Genomic DNA, 21,434 nt, shown 5'->3' on the forward strand with positions numbered 1-21,434 from the left:
AGCGTATAGGCTAACTAACTTATTCGGTAGCATGGTCCGGATATGACTGAGCTTGACGACGCCTCCGTAGAGCCTTCGTTACCGCCCTCGTTACGCACCGCGGGTGACTCGTGGTCCATCACCGAACTCGTCGGCGCCACCGCCCTGGGCGTCGCTGCCTCGCGTGCCGTGGAAACGGCCGGACCCAACCCGCTGATCCGTGACGACTTCGCCCGGGTGCTGGTGTCGTCGGCCGGTCCCGCGTGGGAACGCCTGGCCGACGCCGAACTGGCCTGGCTCGACGACGACCCGCACGCGCGGCGTGCCCATCGACTGGGCATCGACTACCAGGCCGTGCGAACGCACTTCTTCGACGAGTACTTTGCCGACGCCGTCAGCGCCGGTATCCGGCAGGTGGTGATTCTGGCCGCCGGGCTGGACTCGCGTGCCTACCGGTTGGATTGGCCGGCGGATACCGCCGTCTACGAGATCGACCAGCCCCAGGTGCTGGAGTACAAGACCGCAATCCTGCAGCGGCAAGGCGCGGTTCCGGCCGCCAGCCGGCGCTCGGTCCCGGTGGACCTGCGGGATGATTGGCCGGCAGCGCTGACCGCCGCCGGTTTCGACCGCGCCCAACCGACCGCCTGGCTTGCCGAGGGCTTGCTGCCCTATCTGCCCGGCGATGCCCAAGACCGGCTCTTCGAAATGTTCACCGCGCTGTCCGCGCCGGGCAGCCAGGTGGCCATCGAGGCGTTCGGCATGAATTCGCGAAGCAACTCACAGCGCTGGCTGCGGATGCGGGAGCGGCTCGGCCTGGATGTCAACGTCCAGGCGCTGACCTATCACGAGCCGGACCGCACGGATCCCGTCGAATGGCTGGCCGAGCACGGCTGGCGGGTCAACAGCGTGAACAACCGCGACGAGATGGCCCGGCTGGGCCGGCCGGTACCCGACGACCTGGCCGACGAGGCCGTCCGCAGCACACTGCTGCGCGCACGTCTCGGCGCGCCGACCCACTGACCCGCGCCCACCCCCCGACCAAGGAGCACGCGATGAGCTCACTGCGCACCCACGACGACAGCTGGGACATCAAGTCCAGCGTCGGCACCACCGCCGTGATGGTGGCCGCCGCCCGCGCCGTCGAGACCGAGCGGCCCGACGCGCTCATCCGCGACCCGTACGCCAAGCTGCTGGTCACCAGCGCGGGTGCCGGCGTCCTGTGGGAGGCGATGCTCGATCCGGAGATCGCAGCCAGGGTCGAAGCCCTCGACTCCGACTCCGCGGCGCACCTCCATCACATGCGCGGCTATCAGGCCGTGCGCACGAATTTCTTCGACACCTTCTTCAAAGACGCCGTCGCCGACGGGATCCGGCAGGTGGTGATCCTGGCGTCGGGCCTGGATTCCCGCGCCTACCGCCTGGACTGGCCGGCCGGCACGACGGTGTACGAGATCGACCAGCCCCAGGTGTTGGCCTACAAGTCCACGACGCTGGCCGAAAACGGTGTGGTGCCGTCGGCCGATCGCCGCGAGGTCGCGATCGACCTGCGTCAGGACTGGCCCGCCGCGCTGCGTGCCGCGGGCTTCGACCCGGCGGCGCGCACGGCCTGGCTCGCCGAGGGGCTGCTGATGTACCTGCCGGCCGAAGCCCAGGACCGGTTGTTCACCCAGATCGGCGAGCTCAGCCCCGCCGGCAGCCGGGTCTCGGCCGAAACCGCGCCCGCCCACGCCGACGAGCGGCGGAAGCAGATGCGCGAGCGGTTCCGGAAGGTGGCCGACGAACTCGGCCTGGAGGAGACCATCGACGTCGGGGAGCTGATGTACCGCGACGACCACCGGGCGAACGTCGCGGACTGGCTGAACGACCACGGCTGGCGCGCCCGCGCGCAGCCGTCGACGGACGAGATGCGACGGCTGGGCCGCTGGATCGAGAGCGTCCCGCTGGCCGACGACAAGGACGCGTTCTCCGACTTCGTGATCGCGGAGCGGTTGTAGTCGGCCAAAGCCCGACCGGGCCCCGGCTGCGCCGCCCAGGATCTTCCTTTCTGCTCTCCCAACCGGATGGTTAGGATCGCGGGTATCACCCATGAGCGCTCGCGCGACGAGCGGTGGGCAGCCTCCGGGAAGGAAGTCAATGATGACCACCGAATCGGTTACGCCGAAGACATCTGAGTCCAACGGGGCCCCGGCAGCTCAACCGGACAACGTCGCCGCGACCGTGGACCGGCTTCGCAAGACCTTCGCCACCGGCCGCACCCGCGACGTCGAATGGCGCAAGCAGCAGTTGCTGCAGCTGGCCAAGCTGATGGAAGAAAACGAGGCAGCGATCGCCGACGCGCTGGCAGAAGATCTGGACCGCAGCCCGTTCGAGGCGTTCATCGCCGACGTCGCAACGACCGCAGGCGAGGCGAAGTACGCGGCCAAGAAGGTTCGCCGCTGGACGAAGCGCAAATACCAATTGCTCGAGATGCCGCAGCTTCCGGGCCGCGGCTGGATCGAATACGAGCCCTACGGCACCGTGCTGATCATCGGTGCCTGGAATTACCCGTTCTACCTGACGCTGGGTCCGGCCGTCGGCGCGATCGCCGCCGGGAACGCCGTCATTCTCAAGCCGTCGGAGATCGCCGCGGCGTCGGCGCACTTGATGGCCGAGCTGGTGCCTCGATACCTCGACAACGACGCGATCGCCGTGGTCGAGGGTGACGGCTCGGTGAGCCAGGCGCTCATTGCGCAGGGACTGGACCGCGTGCTGTTCACCGGCGGCACCGAGATCGGCCGCAAGGTCTACGAGGGCGCGGCGCCGCACCTGACGCCGTGCACGCTCGAACTCGGCGGCAAGAGCCCGGTGATCGTCGCGGCCGACGCCGACGTGGAAGTCGCTGCCAAGCGGATCGCCTGGATGAAACTGCTGAACGCCGGGCAGACCTGCGTCGCTCCCGACTACGTGTTGGCGGACGCCAAGATTCGCGACGAGCTGGTGGACAAGATCGGCGCCGCCATCACGAAGTTCACGTCGGACAAGCCGAACGGCATGCGGATCGTCAACCAGCGTCAGTTCGACCGCATCAGCGGCTACCTGTCCGGCGGGGACGGCAAGGTCGCGGTCGGCGGGGCGTGCGACGCGTCGAGCCTGCGCATCCAGCCCACCGTCGTCGTCGATCCGGATCCGGACGGCCCGCTGATGCGCAACGAGATCTTCGGGCCGGTGTTGCCGGTGGTCACCGTCCAATCCCTGGACGACGCAATACGTTTCGTCAATTCGCGGCCCAAGCCGCTGTCCGCCTACCTCTTCACCAAAACCCGCGAGACCCGCGAGCGGGTGATCAAAGAGGTGCCGGCCGGCGGCATGCTGATCAACCATCTCGCGTTCCAGGTGTCGACGGCCAAGCTGCCGTTCGGCGGGGTCGGCGCGTCGGGCATGGGCGCGTATCACGGCCGCTATGGCTTCGAGGAGTTCAGCCACCGCAAGTCGGTGCTGACCAAGCCGACGCGACCCGACCTGTCGAGCTTCATCTACCCGCCCTACACCGAGCGGGCCTTCAAGATGGCCCGCAGGATGTTCTGACATCCCGGTTGCGCCAAATCGCTTGCTAAACACAAATTTTCACCGCAGAGAGGAACCTGATGCCCGGAGTGCAGGATCGCGTCATCGTCGTCACCGGAGCCGGTGGGGGATTGGGCCGTGAATACGCCCTGACCCTCGCCGCCGAAGGCGCCAGCGTCATCGTGAACGACCTCGGTGGGGCCCGCGACGGCACCGGCGCCGGCCACAACATGGCCGACGAGGTGGTCAAGGAGATCCGCGACGCGGGTGGGCGTGCGGCCGCCAACTACGACAGCGTCGCCGAGCCCGAGGGCGCCGAGAACATCATCAAGACCGCGCTCGACGAGTTCGGCGCGGTGCACGGTGTGGTGAGCAACGCCGGGATCCTGCGCGACGGCACCTTCCACAAGATGTCGTTCGAGAACTGGGACGCCGTACTCAAGGTGCACCTCTACGGCGGGTACAACGTCATCCGCGCCGCGTGGCCGCACTTCCGGGAGCAGAGCTATGGGCGAGTGGTCGTCGCCACCTCCACCAGTGGCCTGTTCGGCAACTTCGGTCAGACCAACTACGGCGCGGCCAAGCTCGGCCTGGTCGGCCTGATCAACACGCTGGCGCTGGAGGGCGCCAAGTACAACATCAACGCCAACGCGGTCGCCCCGATCGCGGCCACCAGGATGACCCAGGACATCATGCCGCCCGAGGTGTTGGAGAAGCTCACGCCGGAGTTCGTCGCTCCCGTGGTGGCCTACCTGTGCACCGAGGAATGTGCCGACAGCGCATCGGTTTTCGTCGTCGGCGGCGGCAAGGTGCAACGCGTGGCGCTGTTCCAGAACGACGGCGTGAACTTCGACAAGCCGCCGTCGGTTCAGGACATCGCCGCCCAGTGGAGCGACATCACCGACCTTTCCGCGGCGCAGAAGGCCGGATTCAAGCTCTGACTCAGGCGAGCAGCGCGTCGCGCAGCTGGTCCACGTCGGCCGCGGAGATGCCCGCGTCGCGCAGGTAGCCGTCCAGCGATCCGAATTCCTCGTCGATGGCCTGGCGGGCGGCGGCCAGGTATTCCGCGCGGACGCCGAGGACTCCGTCGGACAGCCGCGCCTCGGTGAAGGTCACCACTTCCGGGGTCAATTCGGTTTGTTGGCGCTGCGCGATCATCTCGGAGATGCGGGCCCGCAGCTGCGGTGCGGCGTCGTTGCTGCGCAGGAAGTCGGCGACGATGGTGTCGCGATCGACGCCGATCGCCTCCAGCACGGTGGCGACCACGAAGCCGGTGCGATCCTTGCCCGCGAAGCAGTGCGTGAGTACCGGGCGTCCTGCGGCGAGCAGCGTGATGACGCGATGCAGCGCGCGTTGCGCCCCGTTACGCGTTGGGAATTGGCGGTATTCGTCGATCATGTAGCGGGCGGCGGCTTCGTTGACCGACATAGAGTCGGCGCCTTCGCCGGTAAGCAGGCGCTGGAACGCGTGTTCGTGCGGGGCCTGGTCGTCGGTGCCGGCTTCGTCCTCGCCGAGATCCGGGAAGGGCAGCAGATGGATTTCGACGCTGTCGGGAACCAGCCCCGGACCGCGGCGGGCGACTTCCCGGGTCGCGCGCAGGTCGGCGACATCGGTAATGCCGAGCCGGCGCAGCGTTGCCCGGCCCTCGTCGTCGAGGCGGCTCAGCTCGCTGGACCGAAACAGCCGCCCGGGCCGCAAGACGGACGCGGAATCCGCGACGTCCCGAAAGTTCCAGGCGCCCGGCAGTTCCCGGATGGCGGCCTCAGGCATGCGACGTGACCGCCGCCGCGAGCGCGGATTGCTCCCGGCCGAGTTCGGTGCGCGCGACGGTCCGCATGTGCACCTCGTCGGGTCCGTCGAAGATCCGCATCGCCCGGTGCCAGGCGTACAGCCGGGCCAGCGCCGTGTCCTCGCTGACGCCGGCGGCCCCGTGCACCTGGATGGCACGGTCGATGACGTCGCAGGCCACCTGCGGCGCGACCGCCTTGATCTGCGACACCAGCAGGTGGGCGGCCTTGTTGCCGTGCTGGTCGATGGTCCACGCGGCCTTCTCGCACAGCAGCCTGGCCTGGTCGATCTCGTTGCGCGACTTGGCAATTGCCTGCTGGACCAGGCCCTGGTCGGCCAGCGGACGGCCGAATGCGATCCGGGTGTTCGCGCGGTGCACCATCAGGGCCAGGGCCCGCTCGGCCCCGCCGAGCGCGCGCATGCAGTGGTGGATGCGGCCCGGCCCCAGCCGCGCCTGGGCGATCGCGAACCCGCCGCCCTCTTCGCCGAGCAGGTTGGTGACCGGTACCCGGACGTTGTCGTAGATGATCTCGCAGTGCCCGGGCTGGTCCTGGTAACCGAAGACCGTCGTCGAGCGGACGACCGTCACGCCCGGCGTATCGATCGGCACCAGGACCATCGACTGCTGTTGGTGGCTGGCCGCTTCGGGGTTGGTGCGGCCCATCACGATGAGGATCTTGCAGCGCGGGTCCGCCGCACCCGAGGTCCACCACTTGCGGCCGTTGATCACATAGTCGCCGCCGTCGCGCACGATGGAGGTCTCGATGTTGCGCGCGTCGCTACTGGCGACCGCGGGCTCGGTCATCGAAAAGGCGCTGCGGATCTCGCCGGCCAGCAGCGGCTCCAGCCACCGCTTGCGCTGCTCGTCGGTGGCGAACAGGTGCAGCGTTTCCATGTTGCCGGTATCGGGTGCCGCGCAGTTGAGCGCCTCGGGTGCGATCTCGAGGCTCCAGCCGGTCAGCTCCGCCAGCGGGGCGTATTCCAGGTTGGTCAGGCCCGACTCGGCCGGCAGGAACAGGTTCCACAGTCCGGCCGCTTTGGCCTTGGTCTTCAGTTCCTCGATGACGGGCGGAACGGTGTGGTCGTTCGGGCCGGCCTCGTGGCGGTATTTGTCGTAATCGGCCTCGGCCGGAAAGACATACTCGGTCATGAAGTCGGACAGCCGCTTGTGGTAGTCGCTCGCTTTGGCCGACATCGCGAAGTCCATGTCCGTCACGATAGGACACGTGCTATTGGACGGCGCGAGCAGACGCAGAATCGCATGCTGCAGTGCGGATTAGTGCGATTCTGTGTCTGCTCGGCGCACGATGAAAGCCATGACCGACGCTGAGAGCCGCCCGCCCTTCCCGCCGTTCACCCTCGAGACCGCGCTGCAGAAGGTGCAGGCAGCCGAGGATGCGTGGAACACCCGCGACCCGGAGCGCGTCAGCCTGGCCTATACGCCGGACTCGCAGTGGCGCAACCGGAGCGAACGGATCGTCGGCCGGGAAGAGATAGTGGCGTTTCTGACCCGCAAATGGCAGCGCGAACTCGATTACTCGCTGCGCAAGAGCCTGTGGGATTTCCACGACAACCGCATCGCGGTGCGGTTCCAATACGAGTGTCGCGACGAAGCCGGTCAGTGGTACCGGAGCTACGGCAACGAACTGTGGGAGTTCGCCCCGTCCGGGTTGATGGCCCGCCGCGAAGCCAGCATCAACGACGTCCCCATCGACGAATCCGAGCGCCGCTATTTCGGCCCCCGCCCGGCGTCAGAGCATGGCCAAGAGATTCCGCTCTGGTAGCCGACCGATAGGGTGTCTGCGCGAGCCCAAAGTAAGGAAAGTAGATGCACGCGCTATGACAGATGCGCAGACGACGGTGGGGGTGGTCGCCGAGTCCGCGGCCGAAGAGCGGCGCGTCGCGTTGGTGCCGAAGGCGGTCGCGTCGCTGGTGAACAGCGGGTTGGCGGTGGTGGTCGAGTCCGGTGCGGGTGAAGGCGCGCTGCTGCCCGACGGGCTCTACACCGAGGCCGGAGCCAGCATCGGGGATGCCTGGGCTGCAGACGTGGTCGTCAAGGTAGCTCCGCCGACCGCCGACGAGGTCGGCAGGTTGCGCAGCGGCCAGACGCTGATCGGCTTCCTGGCGCCGCGCAATGCCGACAACGCGATCGGCGCGCTGAAGGAGGCCGGGGTGCAGGCATTCGCGCTGGAGGCCATCCCGCGGATCTCGCGGGCCCAGGCGATGGACGCGCTGTCGTCGCAGGCCAACGTCGCCGGGTACAAGGCGGTGCTGCTGGCGGCCTCGGAGTCGACCCGGTTCTTCCCGATGCTGACCACTGCGGCGGGAACCGTGAAGCCCGCGACCGTGCTGGTGCTCGGTGTCGGCGTGGCCGGGCTGCAGGCGCTGGCGACGGCCAAGCGGCTTGGCGCGCGGACCACCGGCTACGACGTCCGCCCGGAGGTGGCCGACCAGGTGCGTTCGGTAGGGGCGCAGTGGCTCGACGTCGGGATCGACGCGGCGGGCGAGGGCGGCTACGCCCGCGAGCTCACCGAAGACGAACGCGCCCAGCAGCAGAAGGCGCTGGAAGACGCGATCAGCGGATTCGACGTGGTGATCACCACGGCGTTGGTGCCGGGCCGGCCCGCGCCGCGTCTGGTGACCGCCGCGGCGGTGGAGGCGATGAAACCCGGCAGCGTCATCGTCGACCTCGCCGGTGAGACCGGCGGCAACTGCGAATTGACCGAGCCGGGCCAGACGGTGGTCAAGCACGACGTCACTATCGCGTCGCCGCTGAACCTGCCGGCGACGATGCCCGAGCACGCCAGCGAGCTCTACAGCAAGAACATCACCGCGCTGCTGGATCTGTTGATCAAGGACGGGAAGCTGGCGCCGGACTTCGACGACGAGGTCATCTCGGAGTCGTGCGTGACCCGCGCCGGCGACGATGCAGTGGGGGCGCCCCCAGCCGCGGAGCGGCGAGGGGGGCGCAGCGATGCTGAGGAGCGGCGCAAGACAGCCGGGGAGGACTCCTAGATGTACGACGAGCTATTGGCCAATCTGGCGATCCTGGTGCTCTCCGGGTTCGTCGGGTTCGCGGTGATCTCGAAGGTGCCCAACACGCTGCATACGCCGCTGATGTCGGGGACCAACGCCATCCACGGGATCGTGGTGCTGGGCGCGCTGGTGGTGTTCGGTGAGGTCGAGCACCCGTCGCTGGCCGTGCAGATCATCCTGTTCGTGGCGGTGGTGTTCGGGACGCTGAACGTCATCGGCGGTTTCATCGTCACCGACCGGATGCTCGGCATGTTCAAGGGCAAAAAGCCAGTGCCCCAAGCGAAGACCGAGGAGCCGGCGGCCAAATGAACTACCTGGTAATCGGCCTGTACATCATTTCTTTCGCGCTGTTCATCTACGGCCTGATGGGCCTGACGGGCCCCAAGACCGCGGTGCGCGGCAACCTGATCGCCGCGGTAGGTATGGCCATCGCGGTGGCGGCGACGCTGGTCAAGATCCGGCACACCGACCAATGGGTGTTGATCATCGCCGGCCTGGTGGTGGGCGTCGTGCTCGGTGTTCCGCCGGCGCGGCTGACCAAGATGACCGCCATGCCCCAGCTGGTGGCGTTCTTCAACGGCGTCGGCGGCGGCACGGTCGCGCTCATCGCGCTGTCGGAATTCATTGAGACATCAGGCTTTTCGGCCTTCCAGCATCACGAGTCGCCGACCGTGCACATCGTGGTGGCGTCGTTGTTCGCCGCGATCATCGGGTCGATCTCGTTCTGGGGATCGATCATCGCGTTCGGCAAGCTGCAGGAGATCATCTCCGGATCGCCGATCGGTTTCGGCAGAGCCCAGCAACCGATCAATGTGCTGCTGCTGGCCGCGGCTGTCGCGGCCGCCGTGGTCATCGGCCTGGACGCACATCCCGGCAGCGGCGGGGTGTCGCTGTGGTGGATGGTCGGCCTGCTGGCGGCGGCCGGGGTCCTGGGCCTGATGGTGGTGCTGCCCATCGGCGGCGCCGACATGCCGGTGGTCATCTCTCTGCTCAACGCGATGACGGGGTTGTCAGCCGCCGCGGCGGGATTGGCGTTGAACAACACCGCGATGATCGTGGCGGGCATGATCGTCGGGGCCTCGGGTTCGATCCTGACCAACTTGATGGCAAAGGCGATGAACCGGTCCATTCCCGCGATCGTCGCCGGCGGTTTCGGCGGCGGTGGCGTGGCGCCCAGCGGCGACGGCGGCGGCGACAAGCACGTCAAGTCCACATCGGCCTCCGATGCGGCGATCCAGATGGCCTACGCCAACCAGGTGATCGTGGTCCCGGGCTACGGCCTGGCCGTCGCGCAGGCACAGCACGCCGTCAAGGACATGGCTTCGCTGCTGGAGGACAAGGGCGTGCCGGTCAAGTACGCGATCCACCCGGTGGCCGGCCGCATGCCCGGGCACATGAATGTGCTGCTGGCCGAGGCCGAGGTGGACTACGACGCCATGAAAGACATGGACGACATCAACGACGAGTTCGCCCGCACCGACGTCGCGATCGTCATCGGCGCCAACGACGTCACCAACCCGGCGGCCCGCAACGAAGCCTCGAGTCCGATTTACGGCATGCCCATTCTCAATGTGGACAAGGCCAGGTCGGTGATCGTGCTGAAGCGGTCGATGAATTCAGGATTCGCGGGCATCGACAACCCGCTGTTCTATGCCGAGGGAACCACGATGTTGTTCGGCGACGCGAAGAAATCGGTGACCGAGGTCGCCGAGGAACTCAAAGCGCTATAGCGGGCCTCTAGACCGGCGGATAGGCGGGCGGTGGGTAGCCGTTGCCGTCCTGAACGCCCCGCAACCCCCAGGTGAAGTACCGCATGAAGAACTCGAGTTCGTCGCTTGCGTCGTAATCCGGATTCGGATCCATCGTCCCCACCTCTCGACTTGCGACAATTCCGATCGCAGTCTAGTCCCCTCGTCGCGGGTGCGACAGGCGGGCGAGCGTCCCCGAGGCCTTAAACTGTCCAACCAGTTGATTGATAATTTGCCTCATCCGGACCCGCCGGAACCCAGATCCGGCCCCGCCGGCAGCGACGATAGTGAGTACAGATGACATCCGACAGCATCACCCCCAACGGGTTGACACGCCGCGAGGAGTTGCTGGCCGTTGCCACCAAGCTGTTCGCCGCCCGCGGCTATCACGGCACCCGGATGGACGACGTTGCCGATGTGATCGGCCTGAACAAGGCGACGGTCTACCACTACTACGCCAGCAAGTCGCTGATCCTGTTCGACATCTACCGCCAGGCGGCCGAGGGCACGCTGGCCGCGGTGCACGACGATCCGTCCTGGACGGCCCGCGAGGCGCTCTACCAGTACACCGTCCGGCTGCTCACCGGCATCGCGAGCAATCCCGAGCGGGCCGCCGTGTACTTCCAGGAGCAGCCCTACATCACCGAGTGGTTCACCACCGAGCAGGTCGCCGAGGTCCGCGAGAAGGAGGCCCAGGTCTACGAGCACGTGCACGGCCTCATCGACCGCGGCATCGCCAGCGGCGAGTTCTACGAGTGCGACTCTCATGTGGTGGCGCTGGGCTACATCGGGATGACGCTGGGCAGCTACCGCTGGCTGCGGCCGAGCGGCCGCCGCACGGCGAAGGAAATCGCCGCCGAGTTCAGCACCGCCCTGCTGCGCGGGCTGATCCGCGATGAAACGATCCGCAAGAATTCGCCGCTCGGGCCTTAGCGACCCTTCGCGAGCTTGAGCAACTCATCGACTGACCACTGATCGTCGGCGTGCGCGCCGTATTTGCATGCCAACACGGTGCCGTCGGTGCCGATCAGGAAATCCGCCGGTTTGCCGAAGTGGTTCTCTCCCCGTCCGATCGCACCGCTCACCTTGGACCACCGCATGCCCCGCGCGGCGGCGAGCATCGCTCGTGGGTGCATGGTAGCGGCGATTGAGGATTCGACCCCAAATTCCTTGTACAGCTTGCGATCCGGGTCGGCCACGACCGCAAAAGGCAGGTCGGCCTGGTAGCGGCGAAGCGCGTCGGCGGCGGAATGAAACACCACCACCTCGGTGACGCCGGCGGATTCGATCTCGTCATGCCGCCGACTCAGTTCGTGCATGTGCAAGGTGCAGATCGGGCACCCGGCGAAACGCCGGAACTGCAGGTGCACCGTCGCGTCGGGTGCGGGCAGCGTGACGTCGGTATCGGCGATCGTTCGCAGGACCCTTGCGTCGATCTTGTCGCCCACATTCAGCACCGCGACCTCCCTTGATTATTGAGTCATGTAACTCCGAATGCGTTTGTTGGCAGTATTGAGTAAACTCACTCCAAATGTCAACGGTAAGTAAGCGTCGTCCCGGACGGCCGCCGCAGTTCGATCGTCAGCATGCGCTCGATGCGCTGCTGATGCTGTTCTGGCGCAAGGGGTATGACGCGGCTACACAAGAGGAGATGCTGGCCGCGACGGGACTGTCTTCCTCGACGTTGTACCGCTCCTTCGGTACCAAGGCAGACATCATGCACACCGTGCTGCAGAACTATGTCGACTCGGCGTGTGCGATGCTCATTCCCCTCGAACGCGGCCGCGCCGGTGCCGCCGACGTGCACGCGTTTCTTGACGAAGTCGAGGAACTCATCCGCGGGCCGATGGGCACCGCCGGCTGCCTGGCGGTGGAGACCATGCGCGATCCGATAAATCGGGATCCCCGCATCAAGAGCCTGACCGACGGGCACCTGCGACGCATGCGCCGCGGCCTGCGTGGGGCACTGCGTCGGTCGGTGGCCGCGGGCGAGCTTGCGCAGGCCACGCCCTCCACGCCGGCGAGATTGGCCGATGCCCTTCAGGCCGGCGTCCTCGGCGCGCTGGCCAGGGCACGCAGCGGCGACGCCGAACATGCCCTTGCACTCCTCCGCGGGGTGCGTGCGCTGCTACCTGACCGTTAATCTCACCCCGAACCTCACGGGGCCGCAACGAATTCCAAGGCTTCGTTAAGACGCGAGGACCAGGTTTCGGAACGACCGGCGTCAATGGACGCCCATTCGCGAAACCGGCGACCAGATGGCGCAAACGGCTCGGCCTCACCGGATCGGATCAGTTCGTTGACCCTGGCTTCCGGCAGCTTGACGACAAGGGCGGTGGTGCGCCGGTCGAAAGAGGCGAAGAACCGGCCATTGGACCGCAAGCAGGGCAGGCCCATCATCGTCGAGCGTGTGACCGTGGCGGTGGCCAACAGCGGTTCGGCGACTGCCCAGAAGTCGGCCTCGGTGAACCCGTCGCTCATCGATGTAGCTCCTGGCGACTTGGCACCCGACGGTCGGCCCATGGATCCTTGCCGACGTCTTCGCCTTCGGCCGCGCGGCGCAGCCTGTCGAGGTAATGAACCCAGCCGCCGTGGTGGGCGTCCGCGGCGCCACCCTCGAGTCCGCGATGCACCAGTTTGAGAAGGGTGCTGCCGTCGGGCTGGGAAATGAGGTCGATCTCGACGGTCGTTGAACCCGGCGGGATTCCGACGTCGGCGCGCTCCCAACCGTAGGTGAACACGATCCGGCGGGGTCGCTCAACTTCGACGTAGCGGCCGGACACGGTGTCGCCGTTGGGGTGTGTCCAGCGCACGACGCCGCCCGCGATGGCGTCGAGGATCGCGTCCTCGGCCATCCATCGCCCGAATTGCACTGGGTCGGTGAACAATTCGAAGACGCGCTCGGCGCTCGCCTGCACCACCAGCTGTTGTATGACCAGCTTCATGGCGCGTCGGTTTCCGCCGCCGCGCGCAGGCGCTCTAGCGGCGCGGCCCAGAAATCGTCGAGCAGCGCTGCCACCTCGGCGACCCGGGCCAGGTCGGCGCGATACAGCCGCCGGGTCGCGTCGGCTCGCACGTCGACCAATCCGGCGTCGCGCAATATCTTGAGATGCTGGCTCGCGGCCGATTTCGACAGGCCCGCGGCCTCGGCGAGAGCGGATGCGGTTCGCTCCTGATCCCACACCAACCGCAGCATCGTCCGCCGGCCCGGATGGGCCAGCGCCCTGATGGCATCCTCGACGGCCGGCTCGGTCACGGTGTGCGGCCCATCGCCGCCAGCAGCCGATCCTGCGCAGACGCGCCCTCGCCCAGCACCACCTCGGGGCCGACGATCCCCGCTTCCCGTCCGCGCCTTGGCATTTCGGGGAGGAACATCGCCGAACACGCTTCCACTAGGCGGGCATCAAGCCGCTCGTCCTGTCCCGTCGCGCGGGCCAGATCCCAGGTGTGGATGAGCACGTCCATAAATGTGCCGGCCACGGCGTCGGCCACGGGCCAGTCGAAGCCGAGCGGGGAGATACAGACGCGCTCGAGTGCGCCGGGCAATTCGAGGGCGCTCAGCACGCGGGCCACACGCATTCGGTAATCGGTGCCGGCGGCGCCCTCGGCTGGAACCGGCTCCGCGCCCGTTGCCGCAGCCAGCAGGTACTCCGCCCCGCCGGCCAGGTGATCGATGAGGTCTTGCACGGTCCACTCCGAGCAGGGCGTCGGCCAGGTCAGCCGGTCGGGCGCGACGGCCTCCACAACCGCGACGGCTCTATCCGTCGCGGCGCGGTACAGCAGGATGGGATCGGGCGGACCAGCATCATTTAGCACTCGCTAAATTTAGGTGTTGCTAAACAATGGTGTCAAGGCCCTCAGTGGATGGGCGGAATCAAATGGAGCACATCGCCGGCGGCGCCGCTGAGTAGCGACAGCCCCGTCACGCTCGGCTGGCCCAGGAAGAAGTTCAGGTTCGGGTCGATCGAGGGGACATACGGATAGATGGTCGGGGTTGCCGACTGCGGCAACAGCCCGAGATCCACCAGCGCGGACTGGGGTCCCTGCACGGCGCCGAGGAGGAGGTCGGGCCCGGTCGTGAACGGGTTGACGACCTCGAATAGGCCGGCCGGGGTGGGAACGTTCGCGTAGTTGAGGCCGGGCCTGTAGGAGCCGTAGCCCAAGTCGACGAGCACCCGCAGGTCGGGCTGGACGAGGTCGGCGAGCGGATTGCCGAGGAACGGGATATCGCGGATCGGCTGCAGCAGCGGCAGGTTCTGCGTCAGCAACTCGTAGTACTGGGTGGCGCCCGTGTAGCCGGGTGACGTCGGCAGGGCCACGGCGTTGGCGACCTGCGCGGCGGAAAGTGTGGGATAGGTGCTGTGCAGGGTGAAGTAGCCCGCGACGGCGTTGGCGTCCGACACGAGGTTCAGCGGGTATTGCGGGGCGTTGGCGATGCCGTCGTATTGGATCGTGTACATGCTGGTCAGGTACGGCGAGAGCGGCGGCGTCGCACCGTTGAACGGCACATCCAGGAACGGGAGATAGAAGCCGGGGAAGCGCGACAGGATGCCGCCGTCGGGGGTGTTCGGATTGGCCAGCAGCATGAAGGACAGCTGGTCTTGATAGGGCGAGCCCGCCGCCATCAGGGCGTTGATTTCGTTGTTGGCGATGGCAGCGCTTTGCGAGTACCCGACGACGACGGCGCTGTTGCCCTGCGTGAGCACCCCGCTGGGGCCGACGAGCGCGTCGTTCAGCAGGCCGGTGCCCTGCGCGACGGACTGGCCGTACGTCAGGTTTCCGAGATTGGGGGTGATGGGCCAGAACTGCTCGGGCGTGAAGAGGCCCTGCGGGGTGGCCCCGGCGAAGAGGGGGTTGGGCTGGATGTACGAGTTGAAGATGCTCGTCACGTAGGCGGGGTTGGGTGTCGGGTTGCCGGTGCCGCCCATGATCAACGCGATCAGCGGGTCCGCGGAGGCCGCCCGGGACATCGACGCCATCGACGTCATCGCGCTGGCCCCACTGGACCCTCCGGTGAGCGCCGGTTGCCCGAACAGCATCTGGATGGGCGAGGCGATGGTGTTCAGGGGGTTCGCCGGCCCGAGCATCAGGGCCGAATTGGCGGCGTCGGCTTCCGCATAGGCGTTGCCCGAGGCGGCCAGCGCCTGGGTGAACTCGTCGTGAAACGCCGAAGCCTGCGAGACGAGCGCCTGATACTCCTGGCCGTACGCGCCGAACAGCTTCGCGATGGCCATCGACACCTCGTCCTCGGCCGCCGGGATCAAACCGGTGGTCGGGCCGGCCGCGTTCGCGCTGGCGGTGCTGATCGCCGAACCGATGTTTCCCACATCGGTGGCCGCGGCCGCCAACATCTCGGGGGTGGTGACTACGTACGACATCTCCCCGCCCTCATCCCCTTCCGACTGCGAGCAAAAACGAGCATAAGGCGCTGCCTGCGGGAAGTCCCGCGGTTGGTTAGGGGCTGTGCGGGCCGGGTCAGCCCCGGTGGGCGGGCCAAAAATTATGGACTAGTGTCTAGAAAAGTTTTCCAGTGTTCTACGAAACGGAGACTCTGATGGCGATCCGCGTCGCGCACGTCGGCACCGGAAATGTCGGAGGCCTGGCCCTGGCCGAACTCATCACCAACCCGCAGTTCGAACTGACGGGGGTGTGCGTGTCGACACCGGAGAAGGTGGGCAAGGACGCGGGAGCACTCTGCGGCGTCGGCCTGGACGCGGGCGTCAGCACGGGCATCAAGGCCGTCGGAAGTCTCGACGAGATTCTGGCCAGCAAGCCCGACTGCGTCGTCTACTGCGCCATGGGTGACACCCGGATACCCGACGCGATGAAAGACGTCATGCGCATGTTGGCCGAAGGAATCAACGTCGTCGGGTCGTCGCCGGGGCTGCTGCAATACCCGTGGGGCGTGATGCCAGACAAGTACATCACCCGGGTGGAAGATGCAGCGCAGCAAGGGAATTCGAGCATCTTCATCACCGGAGTCGACCCAGGATTCATCACTGACCTCATTCCCTTCGCGCTCTCCGGGACCTGTCAGCGCATCGAGCAGGTCCGCTGCATGGAGATCGCCGACTACGCGAGCTACGACGGCGCAGAAGTGATGCGCTACATGGGATTCGGCGGGCCGCTGGACGACGTGCCGATGCTGCTGCAACCGGGCGTGCTCACCTTCGCCTGGGGAACGGCAATCCGGCAGCTGGCGGCCGGCCTTGGTATTGAGGTCGACGAGATTACCCAGTCGATCCAGCGTGAGCCGGCGCCGGAAGACTTCGACATCGCGGTGGGCCGCGTTGCCAAGGGCACGCAGGCCGCGCTGCAGTTCGAGATCCACGGCATGTCGAAGGGGCATCCGGCCATCGTCGTGGAGCACATCACGCGTTTGCGACCCGACCTGCGGCCTGACTGGCCGCAACCCGCTTCCGGCGGCGGCTCGTATCGCGTCGAGGTTACCGGGGAACCGTCGTATGCCGTCGACATCGTCCCGAGCAGCCGCAAGGGCGACCACAACCATGCCGCGATCGTCGGCGCCGCGGGCCGCATCGTCAACGCCATCCCGGCGGTGGTCGCCGCGCCGCCGGGCATTCGGACCACACTCGATCTGCCGCTGGTAACCGGCAAAGGCCTTTACGCACCAAGCACTTTGGTGACCACCTAACGAAAGGAGACCCGCGTGGGTCGGGTAGACGGCAAAGTTGCGCTCATCAGCGGTGGCGCCGGCGGTATGGGAGCCGAAGATGCGCGCCTGCTGGTCGAGGAAGGCGCCAAGGTCGTGATCGGCGACATTCTGGACGACCAGGGCAAGGCGCTGGCCGACGAGATCGGTGACTCCGCGCGCTACGTGCACCTCGACGTCACCCAGCCCGACCAGTGGGACGCAGCGGTCGCCACCGCGGTCGGCGAATTCGGCAAGCTCAACGTGCTGGTCAACAACGCCGGAACCGTCGCGCTCGGCCCGCTGAAGAGCTTCGATCTGGCCAAGTGGCAGAAGGTGATTGACGTCAACCTGACCGGGACGTTCCTGGGCATGCGGGTCGCGGTCGAGCCGATGATCGCCGCCGGGGGCGGCTCGATCATCAACGTGTCGTCCATCGAGGGCCTGCGCGGTGCGCCCATGGTGCACCCCTACGTCGCGTCCAAGTGGGGCGTGCGCGGGCTGGCGAAGTCGGCGGCACTGGAGCTGGCGCCGCACAACATTCGGGTGAACTCGGTGCACCCGGGGTTCATCCGCACCCCGATGACCGCGCATCTGCCCGAGGACATGGTGACGATCCCGCTCGGGCGTCCGGGCGAGGTCCGGGAAGTCGCGACGTTCGTGCTTTTCCTGGCCAGCGACGAGTCGTCCTACTCCACCGGCAGCGAGTACGTGATGGACGGCGGGCTGGTCACCGACGTGAATCACAAGGAGTTTTAGGGCGGTGCTATAACCGCGAGCATGCTGCGGAACCTGGCGGACGTGGTCGGATCGAACCACGTCGTCACCGACCCCGACGTGCTGGCCGGCCGAAGCGTCGACCACACCGGGCGCTACCGGGGCCGGGCCAGCGCGCTGGTGCGGCCGGGCTCGGCCGAACAGGTCGCCGAGGTGCTGCGAGTGTGCCGCGACGCCGGGGCGCACGTCACGGTGCAGGGCGGCCGCACCTCGCTGGTGGCCGGCACCGTTCCCGAGCACGACGACGTGTTGTTGTCCACCGAGCGGCTGCACGCCCTCGGTGCTGTCGACACCGTCGAGCGCCGTGTCGAGGTGGGCGCCGGGGCCCCGCTGGCCGCCGTGCAAAATGCCGTCGCCGCAACGGGTTTGGTGTTCGGAGTCGACCTGGCCGCCCGGGACACGGCGACCGTCGGCGGCATGGCCTCGACGAACGCCGGCGGGCTGCGCACGGTCCGCTACGGCAACATGGGCGAGCAGGTCGTCGGTTTGGAAGTGGCGCTGCCCGACGGATCGCTGCTGCGCCGGCACAGCCTGGTGCGCAGCGACAACACCGGCTACGACCTGCCGGCGCTGTTCGTGGGCGCCGAGGGGACCCTCGGCGTCATCACCGCGCTGGATCTGCGGCTACACGCCGCCCCGTCGCATCGCGTGACGGCGGTCTGCGGGTTCGCCGACCTCGAGGCGCTCGTCGAAGCCGGTCGGACGTTTCGGGACGTGGACGGCATCGCCGCGCTGGAATTGATCGACCGTCGCGCCGCCGCGCTGACCGGCGAGCACCTCGGGGTCGGTGCGCCGGTGTCGGGCGACTGGTTGCTGTTGGTGGAGCTGGCCGCCGACCGCGATCTGACCGATCGCCTCGCCGGTCTGCTCGAGGGTGTGCAGATGTGCGGCGAGCCGGCTGTGGGCGTGGATATGGTTGCGCAGCAACGGTTGTGGCGTGTTCGCGAATCCCTGGCCGAGGTGCTCGGTGTGTACGGGCCCCCGCTGAAGTTCGACGTGTCGCTACCCCTGTCCGCCATCGGCGGGTTCGCCCGGGAGGCGGTCGCGCTGGTCCACGCGCGCGTGCCCGACGCGCTGCCGGTGTTGTTCGGCCACATCGGCGAGGGCAACCTGCACCTCAACGTCCTGCGCTGCCCGGCCGAGCGCGAGCCGGCGCTCTACGAGCCTATGATGGGTCTCATCGCGCAGTGCGGGGGCAACGTCAGCTCGGAGCACGGCGTCGGCAGCCTGAAGCGGCCCTATCTCGGGATGTCACGCGAACCCGCCGACATCGCCGCGATGCGGGCGGTCAAGGCCGCCCTCGACCCGACCGGCTATCTCAATGCGGCGGTGTTGTTCGACTAGGTCGCCTTGATTCCGACGGCGTGGCGCAGCTGCGCGAGGAATTGGTCGGCGTCATCGCTGGGCACGATGTAGTGCGAGATGGCGATCCGGATCACCGTCGCCGCCTTGACCGCGGCGTTGGGGCCGGGCAGATGCCGTTGCAGCCCATCGCGCATCTGGGGGATGACGTGGGAAAACTGGGCGATGGTGTGCTCGGGTTCCACGTCGACCATGCGCACACCGGAGTACGAATGCTGGTACTCGACGATGAAGCGCAGCACGGCGTCGAGCTTGTCGACGCCCTTGAGGCCCGCCGTGGCTTTGACCAAACCGCTTTCGAAGAGCTGCCTCTCGTATTGCGAGAACGCCGACAGCAGCTCCTCTTTGGACGCGAACCAGCGGTACAGCGTGGGCCGCGAAACCCCGGCCTGGGTCGCGACTTCGGACAGGCTGAGCTTGGTCTTGCCGTTGCGGCCGAGCACCTCGGCGGTCGCCAAAAGGATCCGCTGTCGCGTCGACGTGTCGAACTCCGCCGTTTGGACCGGATGGCTCATAAGAGAAACCCTACGAAGTCGCGCAAACGTGTCACGAACTCTTCGCTTCCCGCCGGGGCCGGCTGCGCACCAGCACCGACTGCTGAATCGCGCCGACCGCGCCCTGCTCGTCGAACAATGTGCCGACCGTGGTCCCGATTCCGTCCGGCCCGTAGCTGGTCTCCGCGCGAATGCCGATCCACTCACCGTCGGGGATCCGGAACACGTGCACGGCCAGGTCGGTGTTCAGGAACGTCCACTTGCTGATATCCAATTTGCTGCCGATGCCGTTGGCGCAGTCGGCCACCGCGAACAGCCGTTCCAGCGGCGTCATGGTCTCGCCCTTGACGAGGTCCACGGTCGGGTTGATCCAGGATTCGCCCGGGCCCGCGCTCAGCGGCTCGGTCAGCCACAGCCAGTCCAGGCTGTGCACGTAGTTGCGGTCCCAGTCCCGCGCCTTGAGGTTGCGGTCGCGCGCCTCGGATCGCGGTCGGGGCATCGGGGCCGCGGCGTGCGCCACCGGCCGGGTGTCCTGGTGCTGCAAGCGCCATCCGCTGGCACGGGCCACCGGCCGGAGTTCGCCGTCGGGACCCGGGGCCAGCATCTCGGCGCCGACCAGTTCGATCTGTTTGCCGCCGCGTTGCGTCCGCGCGCTGACCCACAGGTCGCCCTCGGCCGGGACCCCGCCCAACAGGTCGATGACGACCCGGGACAGGCGGGTGTCGTCGCGCTGCTCGCATCGCTCCAGCGCCCGCACCAGCACCGCCGATACCGGCCCGCCGTGCTGTATCGCCGCCGACCAGGTGCCGCGCGCCAGGTCGGTGGCCCGAAACTTCTCGCCCACCGCGTCCGTCGCGATGAGCTCGTAGTACGAGTCGGTCACTCGTCCCCCTCGTGGGCTAGCGGGTCAGGGCAGGCCGGCGCCGGGCGTTGCCACCGTCACGGCGTCCAGCCGGGAGAGCCGGGTGCCGACGAGGCGCTGCGGATACGCGTCGGTGCTCGACAGCAGGAACAGCGTGCGGCGTTCGGGACCGCCCAGCGCGCAGGCGATGGCGACGCGCTCGCCCATGTCGATGCGCTCGGTCACGACGCCGCCTTCGCCGACCCGCTCGAACTGGTGCGCCAGCGTCATCGACGTCCATACCGCGCCTTCGGCGTCGAGCGCGATGCCGTCCGGCGGGCCGTCCAGGTCGTCGGCGAAAATCCGGCGGTCGCGCAGCGCCCCCGGGTCGCCGTCGTCGCCGATGGTGAACGCGGACAGGCGCCGGCCGATCGATTCGGCGACGATCAACGTCTGTCCGTCCGGCGTGATGACCATCCCATTGGGAAAGTCGAGATCCTCGGCGACGACAGTGGCGCTGTCGTCGGGATCGAGCCGGATGATGACCCCACCGGAGAACGCCTGTGACCCGATGTAGGCGCGGCCGGCGTCGTCGATGACCATGTCACCGAGGTTGGCCGGGGCCAGCTTGGTGAGATCGGCGATGGTGGCGACGGTCTCGCCGTCGTAGCGCAGCACCTGCCGGTCCTCGGCCGAGGCGATCAGCAGCGACCCGTCGGGCCGGAATCCCAGCCCGGACGGGGAGCGCCCCGGCAACGGCAACGTGGTCAGCGAGCCGCCCATGGTCGACGTGTGGACGGCCTCGCCCAGCATGTCGGAGAACCACAACAGGCCCTCAAACCAGCGCGGGCCTTCGCCGAAGCAGAAGCCGTTGGCCAGCGGCTCGGGGATCATCGGCTCGTGCCTTTACAAAACACCGAAAAAGTGTCACGCACCGCGGGCGTCGGTGTCAATTTTCCGCTCGCGTGAGCTCCCGCGCGAGGTCGTACACGGCCTCGGCGGACTGGCTGAATGCGGTTTCTGACGCGGTGGCGGCGATGCCCAATTGCGTTGTCTCCCTGTATGTTTCGCTGATAGGCCGAGTGGCTGGGGTACGCCACCGGTATGCCGAGTGCCCGGCCGGCCGGGCGGCGGCCGCCCCCCGCCCCGCCGGCCGGGCCACCCGCCAGAAGGCGCCGCGGTCTTGTTAGCCAAGCTTTACAAATCCTAAAAAA

Annotated in this window: 25 protein-coding genes; 13 read left to right on the top strand and 12 right to left on the bottom strand. The window is 67.6% G+C overall.

The genetic code is table 11. The features are described from left to right. Positions 1–42 precede the first annotated feature (42 nt). The 4 genes from A5745_RS08200 (at position 43) to A5745_RS08215 (ending at position 4,463) form a co-directional block, all read left to right on the top strand. Complete coding sequence (locus A5745_RS08200) at positions 43–999, top strand: class I SAM-dependent methyltransferase (RefSeq protein WP_076115696.1); 957 nt, start codon at positions 43–45, stop codon at positions 997–999. Between the two features lie 41 nt (positions 1,000–1,040). Continuing rightward, complete coding sequence (locus tag A5745_RS08205; RefSeq protein ID WP_139329502.1) at positions 1,041–1,973, top strand: class I SAM-dependent methyltransferase; 933 nt, start codon at positions 1,041–1,043, stop codon at positions 1,971–1,973. A gap of 139 nt (positions 1,974–2,112) precedes the next feature. Further along, the gene (locus tag A5745_RS08210; protein WP_076115698.1) at positions 2,113–3,543 is read left to right on the top strand and encodes an aldehyde dehydrogenase family protein; all 1,431 of its coding nucleotides are present in this window, start codon (positions 2,113–2,115) and stop codon (positions 3,541–3,543) included. Positions 3,544–3,602: 59 nt separating this feature from the next. Beyond that, positions 3,603–4,463 (top strand): SDR family oxidoreductase, encoded by an 861-nt coding sequence (locus A5745_RS08215; protein ID WP_076061275.1) that lies wholly within the window; start codon positions 3,603–3,605, stop codon positions 4,461–4,463. Position 4,464: 1 nt separating this feature from the next. Here A5745_RS08215 and A5745_RS08220 read toward each other — a convergent pair whose 3' ends face one another. Together A5745_RS08220 and A5745_RS08225 are read right to left on the bottom strand one after the other, a co-directional pair. Next, a complete protein-coding gene (locus tag A5745_RS08220) occupies positions 4,465–5,292 on the bottom strand; it encodes a tyrosine-protein phosphatase (RefSeq protein WP_076115699.1) in 828 nt (275 codons plus the stop codon). Beyond that, entirely contained in the window at positions 5,285–6,505 is a 1,221-nt protein-coding gene (locus A5745_RS08225) for an acyl-CoA dehydrogenase family protein (protein ID WP_076061403.1), read from the bottom strand. Before A5745_RS08225 ends, A5745_RS08220 begins: the two co-directional genes overlap by 8 nt. 112 nt (positions 6,506–6,617) lie before the next feature. Here A5745_RS08225 and A5745_RS08230 point away from each other — a divergent pair, with 112 nt between their 5' ends. The 4 genes from A5745_RS08230 to A5745_RS08245 are packed head-to-tail and all read left to right on the top strand — an operon-like array spanning position 6,618 to position 10,076. Continuing rightward, the gene (locus A5745_RS08230) at positions 6,618–7,094 is read left to right on the top strand and encodes a DUF1348 family protein (RefSeq protein WP_371336871.1); all 477 of its coding nucleotides are present in this window, start codon (positions 6,618–6,620) and stop codon (positions 7,092–7,094) included. Positions 7,095–7,149: 55 nt separating this feature from the next. After that, positions 7,150–8,325 (top strand): Re/Si-specific NAD(P)(+) transhydrogenase subunit alpha, encoded by a 1,176-nt coding sequence (locus tag A5745_RS08235; protein ID WP_256385466.1) that lies wholly within the window; start codon positions 7,150–7,152, stop codon positions 8,323–8,325. After that, on the top strand, positions 8,326–8,655 hold the full coding sequence (locus A5745_RS08240) for an NAD(P) transhydrogenase subunit alpha (RefSeq protein ID WP_076061271.1): 330 nt from the start codon (positions 8,326–8,328) through the stop codon (positions 8,653–8,655). Beyond that, positions 8,652–10,076, top strand: a complete 1,425-nt coding sequence (locus A5745_RS08245) for an NAD(P)(+) transhydrogenase (Re/Si-specific) subunit beta (protein WP_076061269.1) — start codon at positions 8,652–8,654, stop codon at positions 10,074–10,076. The genes A5745_RS08240 and A5745_RS08245 overlap by 4 nt, the downstream gene beginning before the upstream one ends. Before the next feature lie 7 nt (positions 10,077–10,083). Here A5745_RS08245 and A5745_RS24280 read toward each other — a convergent pair whose 3' ends face one another. Further along, positions 10,084–10,209, bottom strand: coding sequence for a hypothetical protein (locus A5745_RS24280; RefSeq protein WP_139329499.1), 126 nt, complete (start codon positions 10,207–10,209; stop codon positions 10,084–10,086). 182 nt (positions 10,210–10,391) lie between these two features. On the opposite strand from A5745_RS24280, the gene A5745_RS08250 reads away from it, so the two are divergent. After that, positions 10,392–11,027 (top strand): TetR/AcrR family transcriptional regulator, encoded by a 636-nt coding sequence (locus A5745_RS08250; RefSeq protein ID WP_076061267.1) that lies wholly within the window; start codon positions 10,392–10,394, stop codon positions 11,025–11,027. Here the strand turns inward: A5745_RS08250 and A5745_RS08255 are convergent. Continuing rightward, positions 11,024–11,548 (bottom strand): peroxiredoxin-like family protein, encoded by a 525-nt coding sequence (locus tag A5745_RS08255; RefSeq protein ID WP_076115717.1) that lies wholly within the window; start codon positions 11,546–11,548, stop codon positions 11,024–11,026. The two genes, A5745_RS08250 and A5745_RS08255, sit on opposite strands and share 4 nt — an antisense overlap. A gap of 77 nt (positions 11,549–11,625) precedes the next feature. Here A5745_RS08255 and A5745_RS08260 point away from each other — a divergent pair, with 77 nt between their 5' ends. Then, positions 11,626–12,237: a TetR/AcrR family transcriptional regulator gene (locus A5745_RS08260; RefSeq protein WP_083662804.1), complete on the top strand. Its 612-nt coding sequence runs from the start codon at positions 11,626–11,628 to the stop codon at positions 12,235–12,237. A 14-nt stretch (positions 12,238–12,251) separates the two neighbouring features. Here the strand turns inward: A5745_RS08260 and A5745_RS08265 are convergent, their stop codons facing one another. From A5745_RS08265 to A5745_RS08285, 5 genes are read right to left on the bottom strand one after another with little or no spacing between them, the layout of a single operon-like run. Continuing rightward, complete coding sequence (locus A5745_RS08265; protein ID WP_205866304.1) at positions 12,252–12,575, bottom strand: hypothetical protein; 324 nt, start codon at positions 12,573–12,575, stop codon at positions 12,252–12,254. Continuing rightward, complete coding sequence (locus tag A5745_RS08270; RefSeq protein WP_076115701.1) at positions 12,572–13,039, bottom strand: SRPBCC domain-containing protein; 468 nt, start codon at positions 13,037–13,039, stop codon at positions 12,572–12,574. The genes A5745_RS08265 and A5745_RS08270 overlap by 4 nt, the downstream gene beginning before the upstream one ends. Continuing rightward, on the bottom strand, positions 13,036–13,350 hold the full coding sequence (locus A5745_RS08275) for a helix-turn-helix transcriptional regulator (RefSeq protein ID WP_076061261.1): 315 nt from the start codon (positions 13,348–13,350) through the stop codon (positions 13,036–13,038). Before A5745_RS08275 ends, A5745_RS08270 begins: the two co-directional genes overlap by 4 nt. Further along, positions 13,347–13,910 carry a TIGR03086 family metal-binding protein gene (locus tag A5745_RS08280; protein WP_083662806.1) on the bottom strand — a complete coding sequence of 188 codons (564 nt, stop codon included), beginning with the start codon at positions 13,908–13,910 and terminating at the stop codon, positions 13,347–13,349. Before A5745_RS08280 ends, A5745_RS08275 begins: the two co-directional genes overlap by 4 nt. Before the next feature lie 41 nt (positions 13,911–13,951). Next, a complete protein-coding gene (locus A5745_RS08285) occupies positions 13,952–15,472 on the bottom strand; it encodes a PE-PPE domain-containing protein (RefSeq protein WP_076115702.1) in 1,521 nt (506 codons plus the stop codon). A 176-nt stretch (positions 15,473–15,648) separates the two neighbouring features. On the opposite strand from A5745_RS08285, the gene A5745_RS08290 reads away from it, so the two are divergent. From A5745_RS08290 to A5745_RS08300, 3 genes are read left to right on the top strand one after another with little or no spacing between them, the layout of a single operon-like run. Continuing rightward, complete coding sequence (locus A5745_RS08290; RefSeq protein ID WP_076115719.1) at positions 15,649–16,749, top strand: diacylglycerol kinase; 1,101 nt, start codon at positions 15,649–15,651, stop codon at positions 16,747–16,749. Between the two features lie 15 nt (positions 16,750–16,764). Continuing rightward, positions 16,765–17,505 (top strand): glucose 1-dehydrogenase, encoded by a 741-nt coding sequence (locus A5745_RS08295; RefSeq protein WP_076061249.1) that lies wholly within the window; start codon positions 16,765–16,767, stop codon positions 17,503–17,505. A 21-nt stretch (positions 17,506–17,526) separates the two neighbouring features. Continuing rightward, positions 17,527–18,867, top strand: coding sequence for an FAD-binding oxidoreductase (locus A5745_RS08300; protein WP_076115703.1), 1,341 nt, complete (start codon positions 17,527–17,529; stop codon positions 18,865–18,867). Here the strand turns inward: A5745_RS08300 and A5745_RS08305 are convergent. Genes A5745_RS08305 through A5745_RS08315 form a run of 3 tightly spaced genes read right to left on the bottom strand, consistent with a single transcriptional unit; the run spans position 18,864 to position 21,114 of the window. After that, positions 18,864–19,400: a TetR/AcrR family transcriptional regulator gene (locus A5745_RS08305; RefSeq protein ID WP_076061245.1), complete on the bottom strand. Its 537-nt coding sequence runs from the start codon at positions 19,398–19,400 to the stop codon at positions 18,864–18,866. The two genes, A5745_RS08300 and A5745_RS08305, sit on opposite strands and share 4 nt — an antisense overlap. A 31-nt stretch (positions 19,401–19,431) precedes the next feature. Next, positions 19,432–20,262, bottom strand: a complete 831-nt coding sequence (locus A5745_RS08310; protein ID WP_076115704.1) for a thioesterase family protein — start codon at positions 20,260–20,262, stop codon at positions 19,432–19,434. A gap of 24 nt (positions 20,263–20,286) precedes the next feature. After that, entirely contained in the window at positions 20,287–21,114 is an 828-nt protein-coding gene (locus tag A5745_RS08315) for an SMP-30/gluconolactonase/LRE family protein (protein WP_076115705.1), read from the bottom strand. Positions 21,115–21,434: the final 320 nt, after the last annotated feature.

This window comes from Mycobacterium sp. IS-2888 (assembly GCF_001954215.1).
GTDB lineage: Bacteria > Actinomycetota > Actinomycetes > Mycobacteriales > Mycobacteriaceae > Mycobacterium.